The following is a 16,297-nucleotide window of genomic DNA, read 5'->3' on the forward strand; positions in this document are numbered from 1 at the left end:
AAAAATTAAGCTGTCGCTCTTCTATTTTTACCACTAGTCATCATACTATCGTACTGTTTGTTCAATAAGTATGAGTTAACTTGTTGGATTGTATCAATTACAACGCTCACCATAATTAATAGTGAAGTTCCACCATAAAACATCGCCCATCCTTGTTGTACTCCTAAGATGCTAACAATGATTGCTGGAAAAACAGCAATAATAGCAAGGTAAAGAGACCCTGGGAATGTAATCAACGACATAATTCTATCTAAGAAATCCGCAGTTTCAGAACCTGGTTTAACACCAGGGATAAAACCACCACTTCGCTTCAAGTCGTCTGCCATTTTATTAGTAGGTACTGTAATCGCGGTGTAAAAGTACGTAAAAATAATGATTAATAAAGCAAAAAGTAAATTATACTCCCAACCGAACACATTATGGAATGTATTACTGATTGATTTTGCAGTATCTGAAGTTGATAAACCAGCTACAGCAGCAGGCACAAACATGATCGCTTGAGCGAAGATAATTGGCATAACTCCTGAAGCATTTAGTTTTAAAGGAATCCACTGACGGTTTCCTCCTAACATGGATTGATCATAAGTACCAGAAGCGCTACGACGAGCGTATTGAACTGGTATTCTTCTTACTGCAAGTGTCAAATAGATACAAGCAACGATAATCAATAACCATAAAATTACCTCAATAACAACTAACATTGGTCCTCCGTTATTTTCTGTAATACGCGATTGGAACTCTTGAATGAAAGACATAGGAAGTCTTGCAATAATTCCAACCATGATCAATAACGAGATACCATTTCCAATCCCTTTATCAGTAATTTTTTCACCTAACCACATTGCAAAGATAGTTCCGGCAGTTAGTATCATTACTGAAGAAAACAAGAATGAGAAAGAATTAAAACCTAGCAAAAATGCATCTGACGGCAATTGCACATACAAGTTATAGATATAACTTGGTCCTTGTAACAAGGTAATACCAATGGTTAACCATCTTGTAATTTGATTCATTTTCTTTCTACCGCTTTCTCCATCATTTTGTAATTTTTGCAGATAAGGAACCGCAATTCCCATCAGCTGCACCACAATGGAAGCAGAAATGTAAGGCATAATACCTAAAGCAAAAACAGATGCCTGTGCAAATGCACCACCTGTAAAAACGTTAATTAACCATCCAATTCCTTGATCTGTTTGATCTGTCAACGCTTGCAATTTCGTTGCATCAATACCTGGTAGAGTTACTTGTGTACCAAAACGGTACACAAGTAATAGTCCTAATGTGATTAAGATTTTATTTTTTAACTCTTCAATTTTCCAGATACTGGCTAATGTTTCAAAAAACTTCTTCATCCTGTTCACTAAGATTTTATAACGTTACAACTTCTCCTCCTGCTGCTTCAATAGCTGCTTGGGCAGAAGCTGAAAATTTATGAGCAGAAACTTTTAATTTTGCTTTTAACTCTCCACGTCCTAAAACCTTAACTAAACTGTTTTTAGTAGCTAATCCTAAATCAACTAATTGAGAAAAATCTACAGTATCAGTTACTTTTCCGCTATCAACAAGACCTTGTAAAGCCTCTAAGTTAATTACAGCGTACTCAACTCTGTTAATGTTTTTGAAACCGAATTTAGGTACACGTCTTTGAAGTGGCATTTGCCCTCCTTCAAATCCGATCTTTTTCGAATAACCTGAACGTGATTTAGCACCTTTATGTCCTTTTGTAGAAGTTCCTCCTTTTCCAGAACCTTCACCACGACCAACACGTTTGTTTTGGTTGTGTACTGAACCGTTTGCTGGTTGTAAATTACTTAAATTCATCTATTGCGAATATTATTTAATTTCTTCTACAGAAACTAAGTGTTGAACTTTATTTACCATTCCTAAAATTGCAGTAGAAGCTTCATGTTCAACTACGTGACCAATTTTACGAAGTCCTAAAGCCTCTAATGTTCTCTTTTGGTTAAGAGGACATTTAATTTGGCTTTTTACTTGTTTTATTTTGATTTTCGACATAATCTTTCAAATTAACCTTTAAATACTTTTTCTAAAGAAATTCCTCTTTGTTTCGCAACTGTAGAAGCACTTCTTAATCGTAATAAAGCATCGAAAGTAGCTTTCACCACGTTATGTGGATTCGAAGAACCTTGAGACTTAGATAATAAATCTGTAATTCCTACAGCTTCTACCACCGCTCTCACAGAACCTCCGGCAATAACTCCCGTACCTAATGATGCTGGCATCAACAATACACGTGCTCCACTGAATTTTCCTTTTTGTTCGTGCGGAATAGTATGTCCGTTTAATGGAATTTTAACTAAGTTTTTCTTCGCATCCTCTACTGCTTTAGCAATAGCTTCAGATACATCTTTGGATTTACCTAAACCGTGACCCACTACACCGTTTTCGTCACCTACTACAACAACAGCAGAAAAACCAAAAGCTCTTCCCCCTTTTGTTACTTTAGTAACACGGTTAACACTAACCAAACGATCTTTTAAATCAAGACCGCTTGGTTTTACAAATTCTACGTTTTTATAATTTTGATACATAACTAATTAGAATTTTAATCCAGCTTCTCTAGCGCCCTCTGCTAATGATTTAACACGTCCGTGGTATAAATAACCGTTTCTATCAAAAGATACAGTTTCGATACCTGCTTTTAAAGCTTTCTCTGCGATTAGTTTTCCAACCGATGCAGCAGTTTCAACATTGGTTCCTCTTGTTATCCCAGCTTCTCTTGATGATGCCGAAACTAAAGTTACTCCATTTACGTCATCTATGATTTGTGCATAGATCTCTTTATTACTTCTGAATACAGAAAGTCTAGTTCTAGCAGGTGTACCGCTAACTGTCTTTCTAATTCTGAACTTTATACGTTGTCTTCTTTCAGATTTTGTTAATGACATAGTCTTAATTTTTAAGCTGATTTACCTGCTTTTCTTCTTAATTCCTCACCTACAAACTTAATTCCTTTTCCTTTGTAAGGCTCTGGCTTACGGAAAGAACGGATTTTTGCAGCTACTTGACCTACTAATTGTTTGTCATGAGAAGTTAATTTCACTAAAGGGTTTTTCCCTTTTTCTGATATTGTTTCAACTACAACTTCTGGAGCAACCTCTAACACGATATTGTGAGAGAATCCTAAAGCTAAATCTAACTTTTGCCCTTGGTTTGCAGCACGGTAACCTACCCCTACAAACTCTAAAGTGATAGTAAATCCTTCAGAAACACCAGTAATCATATTGTTAATCAAGCTACGGTATAATCCGTGTTTTGCTCTTTCATCTTTATCGTCAGATGATCTTTCAACAACTACTTGATTATCTTCAACTTTAACACTAACTGTATCGAATTTCTGAGTAAGCTCTCCTAATTTACCTTTAACAACAATAACGCCTTCTTGAACATCAACTGTTACTCCAGCAGGAATTGTTATCGGACTTTTTCCTATTCTTGACATTTCTTAGTCTTTTTAAATTAGTATACGTAACAAACTACTTCTCCACCAACATTTAACTGTTTTGCTTGTTTTCCAGTCATCAATCCTTTTGATGTTGAAACAATCGCAATTCCTAAACCATTTAAGATTCTTGGAAGGTCACTTGCAGAAGCGTATTTACGCAAACCTGGTTTACTAATTCTTTGGATATCTCTAATCACAGACTCTTTTGTGTCTTTGTCGTATTTCAAAGCTATTTTGATTGTACCTTGAACGGTAGTATCATCAAATTTATAGCTTAAGATATATCCTTGATCGAATAAAATTTTCGTGATTTCTTTTTTGAAGTTAGATGCTGGGATCTCTACCACTTTGTGGTTTGCACGCACAGCATTTCTAATTCTTGTAAGGAAATCTGCTATTGGATCTGTATACATTGTTTTTACCTTTAAATCTTAATTACCAACTTGCCTTTTTAACTCCTGGTATCAACCCTTGGTTAGCCATCTCACGGAAAGTAACACGAGAAATACCGAATTGACGCATATACCCTCTAGGTCTTCCAGTTAATTTACATCTGTTGTGTAAACGCACAGGAGAAGCATTTTTAGGTAATTTTTGTAACCCTTCGTAGTCACCAGCTTCTAAAAGAGCTTTTCTTTTGTCTGCATATTTAGCTACTAATGCTTGTCTTTTAACCTCACGGGCTTTCATTGATTCTTTAGCCATAACTCTTAATTCTTTTTAAAAGGTAATCCTAATTCAGCTAGTAAAGATTTCGCTTCTTTATCTGTGTTAGCAGATGTTACAAACGTAATATCGAAACCAGCGATTTTGTTTACTTTATCAATATTGATCTCAGGGAAAATAATTTGCTCAGTTACACCTAAGTTATAATTTCCTCTACCGTCAAATCCTTCAGATTTAATACCAGAGAAATCTCTCACTCGTGGTAAAGCAGAAGTAACTAAACGATCTAAGAATTCATACATTCTTTCTCCACGTAAAGTAACTTTAGCTCCGATCGGCATTCCTTTTCTCAATTTGAAAGAAGCAACGTCTTTCTTAGAAATAGTAGCCACAGCTTTTTGTCCTGTAATTTTAGTTAATTCCTCAACTGCGTAATCAACTAATTTTTTATCAGATACAGCTGCACCTACACCACGGCTAACAACAATTTTCTCAAGTTTAGGAACTTGCATAATGTTCTTGTATCCAAACTCCTCCTTAAGAGCAGAGATCACTCTGCTGCTATATTCTTCTTTAAGTCTTGGTATATAAGCCATAACTATAATACTTGATTTGATTTTTTAGAAACTCTTACATTTTTTCCATTCTCATTTCTTTGGATCGCTACTTTCGTAGTATCGTTAGTTTTAGGATCTACGATCGCTAAATTAGAAATATGGATAGGAGCCTCTTTTTTAACAATACCACCTTGAGGGTTAGTAGCACTAGGCTTAACATGCTTAGAAATGATGTTTACCCCTTCAACAATAGCTTTGTTCTTTTCGCGTAATACACGTACGATTTTTCCTTCTGATCCTTTGTGATCACCAGCAATAACACGTACAGTATCTCCTGTTTTTATCTTTAGCTTAATCATGTTTAGAACGAATTACAACACCTCAGGTGCTAATGATACAATTTTCATGAATTGTTTTTCACGAAGTTCTCTTGCTACTGGTCCAAAAACACGAGTTCCTTTCATCTCACCTGCAGCATTTAATAATACGCAAGCGTTATCATCGAATCTAATGTATGATCCATCAGCTCTTCTAACCTCTTTTTTAGTGCGAACAACTACAGCAGTAGAAACAGCACCTTTCTTAACGCTTCCATTTGGAGTTGCGTCTTTGATACTTACTACAATTTTATCTCCTACTGAAGCGTAACGACGCTTTGTCCCACCTAATACACGGATAGTCAAAACCTCTTTTGCTCCCGTGTTATCTGCTACTTTAAGTCTAGATTCTTGTTGTACCATAATTATTTCGCTCTTTCAATGATTTCAACTAATCTCCAACATTTTGATTTAGATAATGGACGAGTCTCCATAATTCTAACTGTATCACCAATGTTGCAGTTGTTCGTTTCGTCGTGAGCAACATATTTTTTAGTTTGCTTCACGAATTTTCCATATAATGGGTGTTTTACTTTCTTTACTTCAGAAACAACAATAGATTTCTCCATTTTGTTACTAGTAACAACACCTATTCTTTCTTTTCTTTCTTTTCTATTTTCCATCTTTTGGCAGAATACAATTATTGTAACTCTCTTTTGCTTAGCTCAGTATTCACTCTAGCAATTGTTCTTCTAACCTTTCTGATTTGAAGAGGATTCTCGATTGGAGAAATTGCGTGAGTAGCTTTCAAGCTATTTAATGCGTTAGTCAACTCTTTTAATTGCTCTTGTAAATCAGCTACAGATAGGTTTACTATTTCAGATTGTTTCATGATAAATTTCTATTATGCTTCGAAATCTCTAGCAATTATAAATTTTGTTTTCACAGGAAGTTTTTGAGCAGCTAAGCGTAATGCTTCTTTTGCTACAGATAGTGGAACACCACCTACCTCAAACATGATTTTTCCTGGTTTTACCACAGCAACCCAGTATTCTACTGCACCTTTTCCTTTACCCATACGCACTTCAAGAGGCTTCTTAGTGATTGGTTTGTCTGGGAAAATCTTGATCCACAATTGTCCTTCACGTTTCATGAAACGAGTTGCAGCGATACGCGCAGCCTCGATCTGACGAGAAGTGATAAATGCTGAATCTAAAGATTTAATTCCGAACATCCCATTTGAAAGTTCATGCCCTCTTTGGGAAATCCCTTTCATCTTACCTTTCTGTACCTTACGGTATTTTGTTCTTTTAGGCTGTAACATTTTTCTTCAGTTTAAAAATTACTTTCTTTTGCGTTGGTTAGGTCTACCTTTACTAGATCCTGCTGATGCTTTGGATTGTTTTTTATCCATACCAGCTAACGGAGAAAGATCTCTTTTACCATAAACTTCACCTTTCATGATCCACACTTTAATTCCCATTCTACCATAAGTAGTATGAGCTTCAGCAAGTGCGTAATCGATGTCAGCTCTGAAAGTAGATAATGGAATTCTACCATCTTTGAAAGACTCAGAACGTGCCATTTCAGCACCGTTCAAACGACCAGAAATCATTACTTTGATTCCTTCTGCATTCATTCTCATCGCAGCACCAATCGCCATACGGATAGCTCTACGGTAAGAAATTCTGTTTTCGATTTGACGAGCAATACTAGCAGCCACTAAGAATGCGTCAAGTTCAGGTCTTTTAATTTCAAAGATATTGATTTGAACTTCCTTATCAGTAATCTTTTTCAATTCCTCTTTCAACTTGTCTACCTCTTGTCCACCTTTCCCGATAATGATACCAGGTCTAGCAGTAGTGATAGTAACGGTTACAAGTTTTAAAGTTCTCTCAATGATTACTTTTGATACACTAGCTTTTGATAAACGAGCATGGATATACTTTCTGATTTTGTGATCCTCAGCGATTTTATCACCGTAATCATTTCCACCATACCAGTTTGAGTCCCATCCTCTAATAATACCAAGGCGATTCCCGATCGGATTAGTTTTTTGTCCCATACTGTTTATTAATTGCTTTGTGTGTTATTATTAGATCCTAACACGATTGTAACGTGATTAGAACGTTTTCTTATTCTGTGTGCTCTTCCTTGAGGTGCAGGACGAAGTCTTTTCAACATCATTCCTCCATCTACTCTAATTTCTTTTACAAAAAGTCCAGCTTCTTCCATGTTTTCTTCGCTGTTTTTTGCTTGCCAGTTTGCAATTGCAGACAAAAGTAATTTCTCTAAGTTACGAGAAGCATCTTTTGTGCTGAATTTTAATATGTTTAGAGCTTTTTCTACTTTCTGTCCTCTTACTAAATCCGCTACTAAGCGCATTTTTCTTGGAGAAGTAGGGCAATTGTTTAGCTTAGCAAAAGCAACTTGCTTATTAGCTTCTTTAATTTGCTCAGCTCTCTCTCTTTTACGAACTCCCATAGCTTCTTATTATTTTTTACCTTTATTCTTTGCACCAGCGTGACCTCTAAACGATCTTGTTGGTGAAAATTCCCCTAACTTGTGTCCAACCATGTTCTCTGTTACATATACAGGAACAAATTGACGACCATTATGTACTGCGATTGTCTGTCCAACGAAATCTGGAGTAATCATAGAAGCTCTTGACCAAGTTTTGATAACAGCTTTATTTCCAGACTCTACATTTTTAAGAACTTTCTTCTCTAATTTAAAGTGAACATAAGGTCCTTTTTTTAACGAACGTGCCATGTCTTACTCTTTTATTTCTTTCTACGTTCAACGATATACTTGTTACTCGACTTAACTTTAGAACGAGTTCTATAACCTTTAGCAGGCATCCCGTTTCTTGAACGTGGGTGTCCTCCTGAAGAGCGACCTTCTCCACCTCCCATTGGGTGATCTACCGGGTTCATAGCTACTGCTCTAGTTCTTGGTCTTCTACCTAACCATCTAGATCTACCAGCTTTACCAGAAACGATTAATTGGTGATCGTGGTTCGATACAGCTCCAATAGTCGCCATACAAGTTAACAAAATCAAACGCACTTCTCCAGAAGGCATTTTAATTGTTGCATACTTACCATCTCTTGCTACTAATTGAGCGAAAGTACCAGCTGAACGAGCAATTACTGCTCCTTGACCAGGACGTAATTCAATACAAGAAATAACAGTTCCTAAAGGAATTTTACTTAAAGGCATTGCATTACCAACTTCTGGTGATGCATCTGGTCCTGAAACTACAGTTTGTCCAACTTTAAGACCAGCTTGTGCGATAACGTAAGTTTTTGCTCCATCCGCATAAGCAAGTAATGAAATAAATGCTGAACGGTTTGGATCATACTCGATTGTTTTAACAACTGCAGGAACTCCTTCTTTTGTTCTTTTGAAATCGATGATACGATATCTTTGTTTATGACCACCACCTGTGTAGCGCATGGTCATTTTTCCTTGACTATTTCTACCTCCAGATTTTTTTTTCGGTGCTAGTAAACTACGCTCCGGCTTATCAGTTGTTATAGCGTCAAAACTATTTACAACTCTAAAACGCTGACCTGGGGTAATAGGTTTTAATTTTCTAACTGACATTATTTATTAGATATTTGAATAAAAGTCTATATTATCTCCTTCTTTCAATTCAACTATTGCTTTTTTGAAAGCATTAGTTTTAGCGTTAATCATACCGCTTTTTGTATATTTAACAGAACGCTTAGCACCATAGTTCATAGTATTTACGTTAACAACACTAACACCATATGTAGCTTCTACCGCTTTTTTGATCTCAATTTTGTTCGCTTTTCTATCAACTACGAAACCATAACGGCCAAAAACTTCACCGTCTTTTGTTACTTTTTCTGTAATTATAGGCTTAATTAAAACACTCATGTTCCTATTATTTGCTTAAATTTTCAACAATTCCAGCCACAGATCCCTCTGTCAAGACTAAGCTTCCCGCGTTTAAAATCGCGTAAGTACTTAATTCTGAGTTAGTTACAACAGCAGCCTTCTCTAAATTGCGTGATGACAAATATACATTTTTATTTGATTCACCCAACACAAATAGAGATTTTTTATTTTCTAACCCTAAAGCTTTCAATACACTAATGAAATTTTTAGTGCTTGGAGCTTCGAAGTTGAAGTTTTCTAAAACGATTAAGTTCTCTTCACGAACCTTAATTGAAAACGCTGATTTTCTAGCTAAGCGTTTTAAGTTCTTATTCAATTTGAAAGAGTAGTTTCTTGGTCTTGGTCCGAAGATTCTTCCTCCTCCTCTGAATACTGGTGACTTGATGCTACCTGCTCTCGCCGTTCCAGTTCCTTTTTGCTTTTTAATCTTGCGTGTACTTCCTGCAATTTCAGCTCTTTCTTTCGCTTTATGCGTTCCTTGTCTTTGGTTTGCTAAATATTGTTTAACATCAAGGTATACTGCGTGATTATTTGGCTCAATTCCGAATACTGAATCTAAAAGTTCAACTTTTCTTCCAGTATCTTTCCCTGTAATATCTAAAACTTTTACTTCCATTACTTCTGAATGATTACATAAGAGTTTTTGTGTCCTGGAATAGCTCCTTTTACAACAAGTAGGTTCTTATCAGCCACTACTTTTAAAACTCTAAGATTTTGTACTGTTACATTTTCTCCTCCAGTTCTTCCTGCCATGCGCATTCCTTTGAATACTCTAGATGGATAAGAAGAAGCCCCTACAGAACCTGGTGCTCTTAAACGGTTTTTTTGACCGTGAGTAACTTGACCTACTCCGCCAAATCCATGACGTTTAACAACCCCTTGGAAACCTTTTCCTTTAGACACACCTTGAACGTCTACGAATTCTCCTTCAGCGAACAAATCAACAGTGATTACATCACCTAATTTGTACCCTCCATCGAATTCTTTGATTTCAACGACTTTTCTTTTAGCAGATGTTCCCGCTTTCTTAAAGTGACCTAACTCAGCTTTAGTAGCGTGTTTCTCTGTCTTGTCATCGAAACCAAGTTGTAACGCTTCATACCCGTCAACCTCATTGGTTCTGACTTGGGTAACGACACATGGACCAACTTCGATTACTGTACATGGAATGTTTTTTCCATTTTCGTCGAAAATACTAGTCATGCCGATTTTTTTACCAATTAACCCAGACATAAATATTTAATTAAATTATTTGAAACTTATTTAAAAGAATTAAGCATTAGAGCTTTTCAGCTCTAATACTCAATCCCTACTCTTTTATTTTTCTTGAAATTACTTTCGGATTATCACACTTTAATCTCAACTTCTACTCCACTTGGTAACTCTAATTTCATTAAAGCATCAATTGTTTTAGAAGAAGAAGAATAAATATCTAACAATCTTTTGTAAGAACTAACTTCAAATTGCTCTCTTGCTTTCTTGTTTACGTGTGGTGAACGTAAAACAGTAAAGATTTTTTTATGAGTTGGTAACGGAATTGGACCTGTTACTACTGCACCTGTACTTTTTACAGTTTTTACGATTTTCTCAGCTGATTTATCAACCAACATATGATCGTAAGATTTTAATTTTATTCTGATTTTTTGACTCATTTTTCTCTAAAATTAAGCGTTTCCTTTTGCTTTAGTGATTACAGCCTCTGAAATATTTGATGGTGTTTCAGAGTAGTGAGAGAACTCCATTGTAGAAGTAGCTCTACCTGATGATAACGTTCTCAATGTAGTTACATATCCGAACATTTCTGATAATGGCACAGAAGCTTTAACAACTTTTGCTCCATTTCTATCATCCATGCTGTTGATTTGTCCACGACGACGGTTCAAATCCCCAACGATATCACCCATGTTTTCTTCAGGAGTCAATACTTCTAACTTCATGATAGGCTCAAGAATTACAGCACCAGCAGCTTTAGCAGCAGCTTTGTAACCCATTTTCGCTGCTAATTCGAATGATAATGCATCCGAGTCAACCGCGTGGTAAGAACCATCTGTTAGTGTAACTTTCATCGAATCCATTTCGAAACCTGCTAAAGGTCCTTGTTTCATCGCTTCTTTGAATCCTTTTTCTACAGAAGGAATATATTCTTTTGGTACGTTACCACCTTTTACCTCATTTACGAATTGTAATCCAACGAATGGTTTTCCATCAACTTCGTCAGCAGGTCCAATTGTAAATACGATATCCGCGAATTTACCACGTCCACCAGATTGTTTTTTGTAAGATTCTCTGTGGTTAGCAACACGTGTAAGTGTTTCTTTGTACTCAACTTGAGGCTCACCTTGGTTCACTTCAACTTTGAATTCACGTCTCATACGGTCGATTAACACGTCTAAGTGTAACTCTCCCATACCAGAGATTACTGTTTGTCCAGAAGCTTTATCTGTTTTTACAGTAAATGTAGGATCCTCTTCTGCTAATTTAGCTAAAGCAGTACCCATTTTATCCATATCCGCTTTTGTTTTTGGTTCAATAGCGATACCAATTACTGGATCAGGGAATACCATACTTTCTAATACGATAGGATGTTTTTCATCACATAAAGTATCTCCAGTTTTGATATCTTTAAATCCTACAGCAGCTCCAATATCTCCAGCCTCAATATATTCGATTGGATTTTGTTTGTTTGCGTGCATTTGGTAGATACGAGAAATACGCTCTTTGTTTCCTGAACGCGTATTCAATACATAAGAACCAGCGTCTAAGTGTCCTGAATAAGCTCTAAAGAAAGCTAAACGACCTACGAAAGGATCTGTAGCAATTTTAAATGCTAATGCAGCAAACGGTTCAGAAACTGATGGTTTACGTACGATTGGCTCTTCAGTATCAGGATTTGTTCCTTCGATAGCTTCCTTATCCATTGGAGAAGGTAAGTAACGACAAACAGCATCCAACATAAACTGAACACCTTTATTTTTGAATGATGAACCACAAGACATTGGGATGATACTCATATCCAAAGTCGCTGCACGCAACGCTTTGTGAATTTCGTCCTCAGTAATTGAGTTTTCATCTTCCATATATTTCTCAAGAAGGTTTTCGTCATAAGCTGCGATCTCCTCGATTAATTGACCTCTGTATTGTTTAACATCGTCAATCATATCAGCTGGGATTTCAACAACATCAAAAGTAGAACCATGATTTTCATCATGCCATACGATTGCGCGGTTTTTCACTAAGTCAACGATACCTTTGAAATCTGCTTCATCACCAATTGGTAAAACGATTGGCACAGCATTCGATTTCAACATATCTTTAACTTGTTGACACACTGCTAAGAAGTTAGCTCCTTGACGGTCCATTTTATTAACGAACCCCATACGAGGAACTTTATAGTTATCAGCTAATCTCCAGTTAGTTTCAGATTGAGGCTCAACACCATCAACTGCACTAAATAAGAATACTAATCCATCCAATACACGTAAAGAACGGTTCACCTCAACTGTAAAGTCAACGTGTCCCGGAGTATCAATAATATTGAAGTGGTACTCCATAGACTCAGCTATCTTCTCACCTTGTTTAGTTGGGAAATTCCAAGTACAAGTAGTCGCTGCTGAAGTAATAGTAATACCTCTTTCCGCTTCTTGCTCCATCCAGTCCATTGTAGAAGATCCTTCGTGAGTTTCTCCCATTTTATGGTTTTTACCTGTATAGAACAAAATACGTTCTGTAGTAGTTGTTTTACCAGCATCGATGTGAGCAGCGATACCAATATTTCTTGTATATTTTAAATCTCTTGCCATTGTATAATTTTTCTGTATGGATTAAAATCTAAAGTGAGAGAACGCCTTATTAGCTTCAGCCATTTTGTGCGTATCCATTCTCTTTTTAACTGCAGCACCTTCTTCTTTAGCAGCAGCTAAAATTTCAGAAGCTAATCTTGCAGCCATAGATTTCTCATTTCTTCTTCTCGCATACAAAATCATCCACTTCATTGCCATAGAAATTTTTCTATCTGGACGAATTTGCATAGGAATTTGGAATGTAGCTCCACCAACACGACGAGAACGAACCTCTACGTGTGGCATAACGTTAGTTAAAGCGTCTTTCCAAATTTCTAATGAAGTTTTCTCCTCATCTTGTTTTTTCTCTTCAACGATTGCTAAAGCATCATAGAATACTTTAAAAGCTGTAGACTTCTTACCATCCCACATTAAGTTATTCACAAAACGCGTCACTAATTGATCATTAAATTTCGGATCTGGTAAAAGAGGTCTCTTTTTCGCCTGTCTTTTTCTCATGTCTTTTTCTTAAACGTTTAAACGATTATTTTTTGTCTTTAGGGCGTTTTGCACCATATTTAGATCTTCTTTGTGTTCTACCGTTTACTCCAGCAGTATCCAAAGCTCCACGTACGATGTGGTATCTAACACCTGGCAAATCTTTTACCCTTCCTCCTCTAACTAATACTATCGAGTGCTCTTGTAAATTGTGTCCTTCTCCTGGGATGTAAGCGTTTACTTCATTACCATTTGTCAAACGTACCCTTGCAACTTTACGCATTGCAGAGTTAGGTTTTTTAGGTGTAGTAGTATAAACACGCGTACAAACTCCTCTTCTTTGAGGACAAGAATCCAAAGCAACCGATTTACTCTTCTTAGTTAATTGGGTTCTCCCTGTTCTTACTAATTGTTGAATTGTTGGCATAATGTTTATTAATAATTTCTACAATATATTATTCCGCACTATATACGGGGTTGCAAATGTAGAAAGTTTTTTTCTTTTTTCAAAAGACAATCTATTAATTTTCAAGTAATTTATTTATTTTATTCTTTAAGTCTCAGCTTCTTACTTTTTTTATTTTACTTTACACCTAAATATATAGCCCCTGTGTCTAAGTCACTCTTCTTCTTCTTTTTGTTCGCCATGCTACATTTTACTAGCTATGGACAAGATGTGCTCTTTACACTTGACCTAACTGCAACATCTGAAAAAGAGCGAAGTATATTACACGCTATAGAATATCAAAAAACGCATTCCGATCTACAATCTGTCCGTCAAACCATTGACCATGTGGATCAATTACTCTACAAAAAGGGCTATTTGGCATTCACTAAAAGCCAAAAGCAAGAGCAAATGCACTTTACGTACACCTATCAATTAGCCGATCCTATCCGTCAAGTTATTCTATCCAACAATCTTTTATCTCCAAAAATTCAAAAACAAATTGATTTTACTACGGATAGTCTTACACTTTCTTTTGAAGCTCTTTCCTCCACATTACAACAATATACTCAGCAATTGGATCGCGAGGGCTTGGGAATGTCAACCCTACAGCTAATCCATCACCGTATTCAAAATGATACGTTGTATTGTGACTTACAACTCAACCTGACTCAAGGCAGAAAATTAGATCGAATTGAAATTAACAGCATCAATCATGTTCCCGAGAAAATTATTCGACAGTTAACCAAACGCTACCTCAACAAATCTTATAGCGAACAACTCATTGCTGAAATTACTTCTACTGTTAGTTCACTCGATTTTTTAACTTCTTATAAAACGCCAGAAACACTTTTTACAGATGATTCCACCACATTATTCCTTTACTTAGATAAAGCGAATACCAATTCTTTTGATGGATTCATGGGGTTCAGTATGGATGAAAAAGATAAATTTACCTTAGCGGGTTATTTGGATCTCAACTTAAACAATGTCTTAAACAAGGGGGAGTCCCTTTCGTTATACTGGAGAAGTGATGCAAACAAGCAAACTCAATTTGACTTTAAATCATCTTTTGTTTATCTCTTCAATACTCCGTTAAACATCAATGGTCAACTCAATATTCAAAAGCAGGATACCATTTATCAAAACACAAAGCTTGGTTTACAATTGGGGTATGCTATTCAATACAACCGCAATCTTAAAATAGGATATCAAAGCACTTCATCGACAACCAATAGCGTTTTACCTTCAATGGAGAATTTTGACAGTAAGTTTTACACCGTAAACTACACTCAGATTCAAAAGCGAACAAACCTTCCTCTTTTTCCAATAAATTACTCTTTAGATATTTTACTAGGTACGGGTAATCGCACAACAGAAGAGACAAAGCTATCACAATACACAATACAATTACAAGCAAGTAAAAACTTTGAACTAGCCCCTAAGCACTATCTCTATATAAACTGGACCTATTATTCTCTTTTTAGCAAGGATTACTTAATCAATGAATTGTATCGTTTTGGGGGTACACAATCGCTACGTGGTTTTCAAGAAAACAGTTTATTAGCCAACCAGCTTAACCTAATCAATACAGAGTATCGCTTCTTAGTTCATCCTAGTTTGTACCTGCATACGGTTTTTGATTATGCCATTCAAGAATACAAGCCTTTAGAACAAACGAATACCTTATATAGTATAGGTATGGGATTGGGCTTTATTACCTCGTCGAGTTACTTCAACCTGTCTTTTGCAAACGGCAAGCAACCTGGTGTACCTTTTTCTTTTGATAATACAACGATTCACATTGGATTTAAAACACTGTTTTAATTTCCAAAAAGTTTAGTTTCCTCTTTAAAAAACATCTATCGTATAATAAAAATATAACTACCTTTGCTCCATGGATCAGGAGAATCAAATTTTTGGTATTCGTGCGATAATCGAAGCCATTGAAGCAGGTAAAGATATAGACAAGGTATTCTTACAAAAGGATGCACAAGGTGAATTAATGAATGAGTTAATCAAGTCATTAAAGCGAAATAACATTAATTTCTCTTATGTGCCTATTGAGAAACTCAATCGCCTAACAAAGAAAAACCACCAAGGAGCTATTGGAACGATTGCACCTATTACATTTGTTTCACTAGAAGAACTAGTAGAAACAACGTTGGAGAAAAAAGAAAAGCCTCTTTTTGTTGTGTTGGATCAACTATCAGATGCACGTAATTTTGGAGCGATTATACGTACTGCGGTTTGCTGTGGCGCGGATGGAATTATTATCTCTAAGAATGGTGCTGCACCTGTAAATGGTGATACAATTAAAACTTCAGCAGGAGCTGTATTCAATATTCCAATTTGTAAAGTTGACCACATTAAGGATGCCGTGTTTTACTTACAAGGTTCAGGTGTTGTTACTTTAGGAGCTACTGAAAAGGCAGAAAAAGAAATTTACGATGTAGAACTGAATGTTCCATTAGCCATTATTATGGGTAGTGAAGACAGAGGAATCAATCCTTCTGTTTTGAAAATCATAGATGAAAAAGCCAAATTACCTATGTTTAGCACAATTGATTCTTTGAACGTATCAGTTGCTTGTGGAGCATTTTTATATGAAATTATCAGACAACGTAGATAAATGAGTGATCA

General features: G+C 36.1%; 27 protein-coding genes. 2 read left to right on the top strand and 25 right to left on the bottom strand.

Annotated features, from left to right (window positions below; all coding sequences use genetic code 11):
* Nucleotides 1-5: 5 nt before the first annotated feature.
* The 25 genes from secY to rpsL all read right to left on the bottom strand — a co-directional run bounded on the left by secY (nt 6) and on the right by rpsL (nt 13,636).
* On the bottom strand, nt 6-1,352 hold the full coding sequence (gene secY / locus H4K33_RS03515) for a preprotein translocase subunit SecY (RefSeq protein ID WP_002987494.1): 1,347 nt from the start codon (nt 1,350-1,352) through the stop codon (nt 6-8).
* A 16-nt stretch (nt 1,353-1,368) separates the two neighbouring features.
* The gene (gene rplO / locus H4K33_RS03520) at nt 1,369-1,821 is read right to left on the bottom strand and encodes a 50S ribosomal protein L15 (protein WP_002987495.1); all 453 of its coding nucleotides are present in this window, start codon (nt 1,819-1,821) and stop codon (nt 1,369-1,371) included.
* 12 nt (nt 1,822-1,833) lie between these two features.
* A complete protein-coding gene (rpmD, locus tag H4K33_RS03525) occupies nt 1,834-2,016 on the bottom strand; it encodes a 50S ribosomal protein L30 (RefSeq protein ID WP_182647122.1) in 183 nt (60 codons plus the stop codon).
* Nucleotides 2,017-2,027: 11 nt separating this feature from the next.
* Nucleotides 2,028-2,552 (bottom strand): 30S ribosomal protein S5, encoded by a 525-nt coding sequence (rpsE, locus tag H4K33_RS03530; protein ID WP_182647123.1) that lies wholly within the window; start codon nt 2,550-2,552, stop codon nt 2,028-2,030.
* Between the two features lie 6 nt (nt 2,553-2,558).
* The gene (rplR, locus tag H4K33_RS03535) at nt 2,559-2,909 is read right to left on the bottom strand and encodes a 50S ribosomal protein L18 (RefSeq protein ID WP_182647124.1); all 351 of its coding nucleotides are present in this window, start codon (nt 2,907-2,909) and stop codon (nt 2,559-2,561) included.
* An 11-nt stretch (nt 2,910-2,920) separates the two neighbouring features.
* Nucleotides 2,921-3,463: a 50S ribosomal protein L6 gene (gene rplF, locus H4K33_RS03540; RefSeq protein WP_182647125.1), complete on the bottom strand. Its 543-nt coding sequence runs from the start codon at nt 3,461-3,463 to the stop codon at nt 2,921-2,923.
* Between the two features lie 17 nt (nt 3,464-3,480).
* On the bottom strand, nt 3,481-3,879 hold the full coding sequence (rpsH, locus tag H4K33_RS03545) for a 30S ribosomal protein S8 (protein ID WP_182647126.1): 399 nt from the start codon (nt 3,877-3,879) through the stop codon (nt 3,481-3,483).
* Nucleotides 3,880-3,901: 22 nt separating this feature from the next.
* Nucleotides 3,902-4,171: a 30S ribosomal protein S14 gene (gene rpsN / locus H4K33_RS03550; protein WP_002987503.1), complete on the bottom strand. Its 270-nt coding sequence runs from the start codon at nt 4,169-4,171 to the stop codon at nt 3,902-3,904.
* A gap of 5 nt (nt 4,172-4,176) precedes the next feature.
* Entirely contained in the window at nt 4,177-4,728 is a 552-nt protein-coding gene (gene rplE / locus H4K33_RS03555) for a 50S ribosomal protein L5 (RefSeq protein WP_182647127.1), read from the bottom strand.
* Between the two features lie 2 nt (nt 4,729-4,730).
* On the bottom strand, nt 4,731-5,048 hold the full coding sequence (gene rplX, locus H4K33_RS03560; protein ID WP_060874042.1) for a 50S ribosomal protein L24: 318 nt from the start codon (nt 5,046-5,048) through the stop codon (nt 4,731-4,733).
* 12 nt (nt 5,049-5,060) lie between these two features.
* Nucleotides 5,061-5,429 carry a 50S ribosomal protein L14 gene (gene rplN, locus H4K33_RS03565; RefSeq protein ID WP_182647128.1) on the bottom strand — a complete coding sequence of 123 codons (369 nt, stop codon included), beginning with the start codon at nt 5,427-5,429 and terminating at the stop codon, nt 5,061-5,063.
* 2 nt (nt 5,430-5,431) lie between these two features.
* Nucleotides 5,432-5,689, bottom strand: coding sequence for a 30S ribosomal protein S17 (rpsQ, locus tag H4K33_RS03570; protein WP_002987508.1), 258 nt, complete (start codon nt 5,687-5,689; stop codon nt 5,432-5,434).
* Nucleotides 5,690-5,706: 17 nt separating this feature from the next.
* On the bottom strand, nt 5,707-5,898 hold the full coding sequence (gene rpmC, locus H4K33_RS03575; protein WP_002987509.1) for a 50S ribosomal protein L29: 192 nt from the start codon (nt 5,896-5,898) through the stop codon (nt 5,707-5,709).
* Nucleotides 5,899-5,910: 12 nt separating this feature from the next.
* Complete coding sequence (gene rplP / locus H4K33_RS03580; RefSeq protein WP_002987510.1) at nt 5,911-6,330, bottom strand: 50S ribosomal protein L16; 420 nt, start codon at nt 6,328-6,330, stop codon at nt 5,911-5,913.
* Between the two features lie 18 nt (nt 6,331-6,348).
* A complete protein-coding gene (rpsC, locus tag H4K33_RS03585; RefSeq protein ID WP_182647129.1) occupies nt 6,349-7,071 on the bottom strand; it encodes a 30S ribosomal protein S3 in 723 nt (240 codons plus the stop codon).
* An 8-nt stretch (nt 7,072-7,079) separates the two neighbouring features.
* Nucleotides 7,080-7,490, bottom strand: a complete 411-nt coding sequence (gene rplV / locus H4K33_RS03590) for a 50S ribosomal protein L22 (RefSeq protein ID WP_002987512.1) — start codon at nt 7,488-7,490, stop codon at nt 7,080-7,082.
* 9 nt (nt 7,491-7,499) lie between these two features.
* The gene (gene rpsS, locus H4K33_RS03595; RefSeq protein WP_002987514.1) at nt 7,500-7,778 is read right to left on the bottom strand and encodes a 30S ribosomal protein S19; all 279 of its coding nucleotides are present in this window, start codon (nt 7,776-7,778) and stop codon (nt 7,500-7,502) included.
* Between the two features lie 11 nt (nt 7,779-7,789).
* The gene (gene rplB, locus H4K33_RS03600; protein ID WP_182647130.1) at nt 7,790-8,614 is read right to left on the bottom strand and encodes a 50S ribosomal protein L2; all 825 of its coding nucleotides are present in this window, start codon (nt 8,612-8,614) and stop codon (nt 7,790-7,792) included.
* A 6-nt stretch (nt 8,615-8,620) separates the two neighbouring features.
* Entirely contained in the window at nt 8,621-8,911 is a 291-nt protein-coding gene (gene rplW / locus H4K33_RS03605; RefSeq protein ID WP_158962477.1) for a 50S ribosomal protein L23, read from the bottom strand.
* Nucleotides 8,912-8,918: 7 nt separating this feature from the next.
* Nucleotides 8,919-9,548 (bottom strand): 50S ribosomal protein L4, encoded by a 630-nt coding sequence (gene rplD / locus H4K33_RS03610; protein WP_182626743.1) that lies wholly within the window; start codon nt 9,546-9,548, stop codon nt 8,919-8,921.
* Complete coding sequence (gene rplC, locus H4K33_RS03615; RefSeq protein WP_182647131.1) at nt 9,548-10,165, bottom strand: 50S ribosomal protein L3; 618 nt, start codon at nt 10,163-10,165, stop codon at nt 9,548-9,550. The genes rplD and rplC overlap by 1 nt, the downstream gene beginning before the upstream one ends.
* Nucleotides 10,166-10,278: 113 nt before the next feature.
* Entirely contained in the window at nt 10,279-10,584 is a 306-nt protein-coding gene (gene rpsJ, locus H4K33_RS03620; protein ID WP_026710316.1) for a 30S ribosomal protein S10, read from the bottom strand.
* A gap of 12 nt (nt 10,585-10,596) precedes the next feature.
* The gene (gene fusA, locus H4K33_RS03625; RefSeq protein WP_182647132.1) at nt 10,597-12,732 is read right to left on the bottom strand and encodes an elongation factor G; all 2,136 of its coding nucleotides are present in this window, start codon (nt 12,730-12,732) and stop codon (nt 10,597-10,599) included.
* Between the two features lie 21 nt (nt 12,733-12,753).
* Entirely contained in the window at nt 12,754-13,230 is a 477-nt protein-coding gene (gene rpsG / locus H4K33_RS03630; protein ID WP_158962473.1) for a 30S ribosomal protein S7, read from the bottom strand.
* Nucleotides 13,231-13,255: 25 nt separating this feature from the next.
* Entirely contained in the window at nt 13,256-13,636 is a 381-nt protein-coding gene (gene rpsL / locus H4K33_RS03635) for a 30S ribosomal protein S12 (protein WP_002987523.1), read from the bottom strand.
* A 183-nt stretch (nt 13,637-13,819) separates the two neighbouring features.
* Between rpsL and H4K33_RS03640 the strand changes: the two genes are divergently transcribed.
* The gene (locus H4K33_RS03640; RefSeq protein ID WP_370576655.1) at nt 13,820-15,481 is read left to right on the top strand and encodes a hypothetical protein; all 1,662 of its coding nucleotides are present in this window, start codon (nt 13,820-13,822) and stop codon (nt 15,479-15,481) included.
* A gap of 70 nt (nt 15,482-15,551) precedes the next feature.
* Complete coding sequence (gene rlmB, locus H4K33_RS03645; protein ID WP_182647133.1) at nt 15,552-16,286, top strand: 23S rRNA (guanosine(2251)-2'-O)-methyltransferase RlmB; 735 nt, start codon at nt 15,552-15,554, stop codon at nt 16,284-16,286.
* Nucleotides 16,287-16,297: the final 11 nt, after the last annotated feature.

The organism is Myroides sp. WP-1 (assembly GCF_014145635.1).
Taxonomy (GTDB): Bacteria; Bacteroidota; Bacteroidia; order Flavobacteriales; family Flavobacteriaceae; genus Flavobacterium.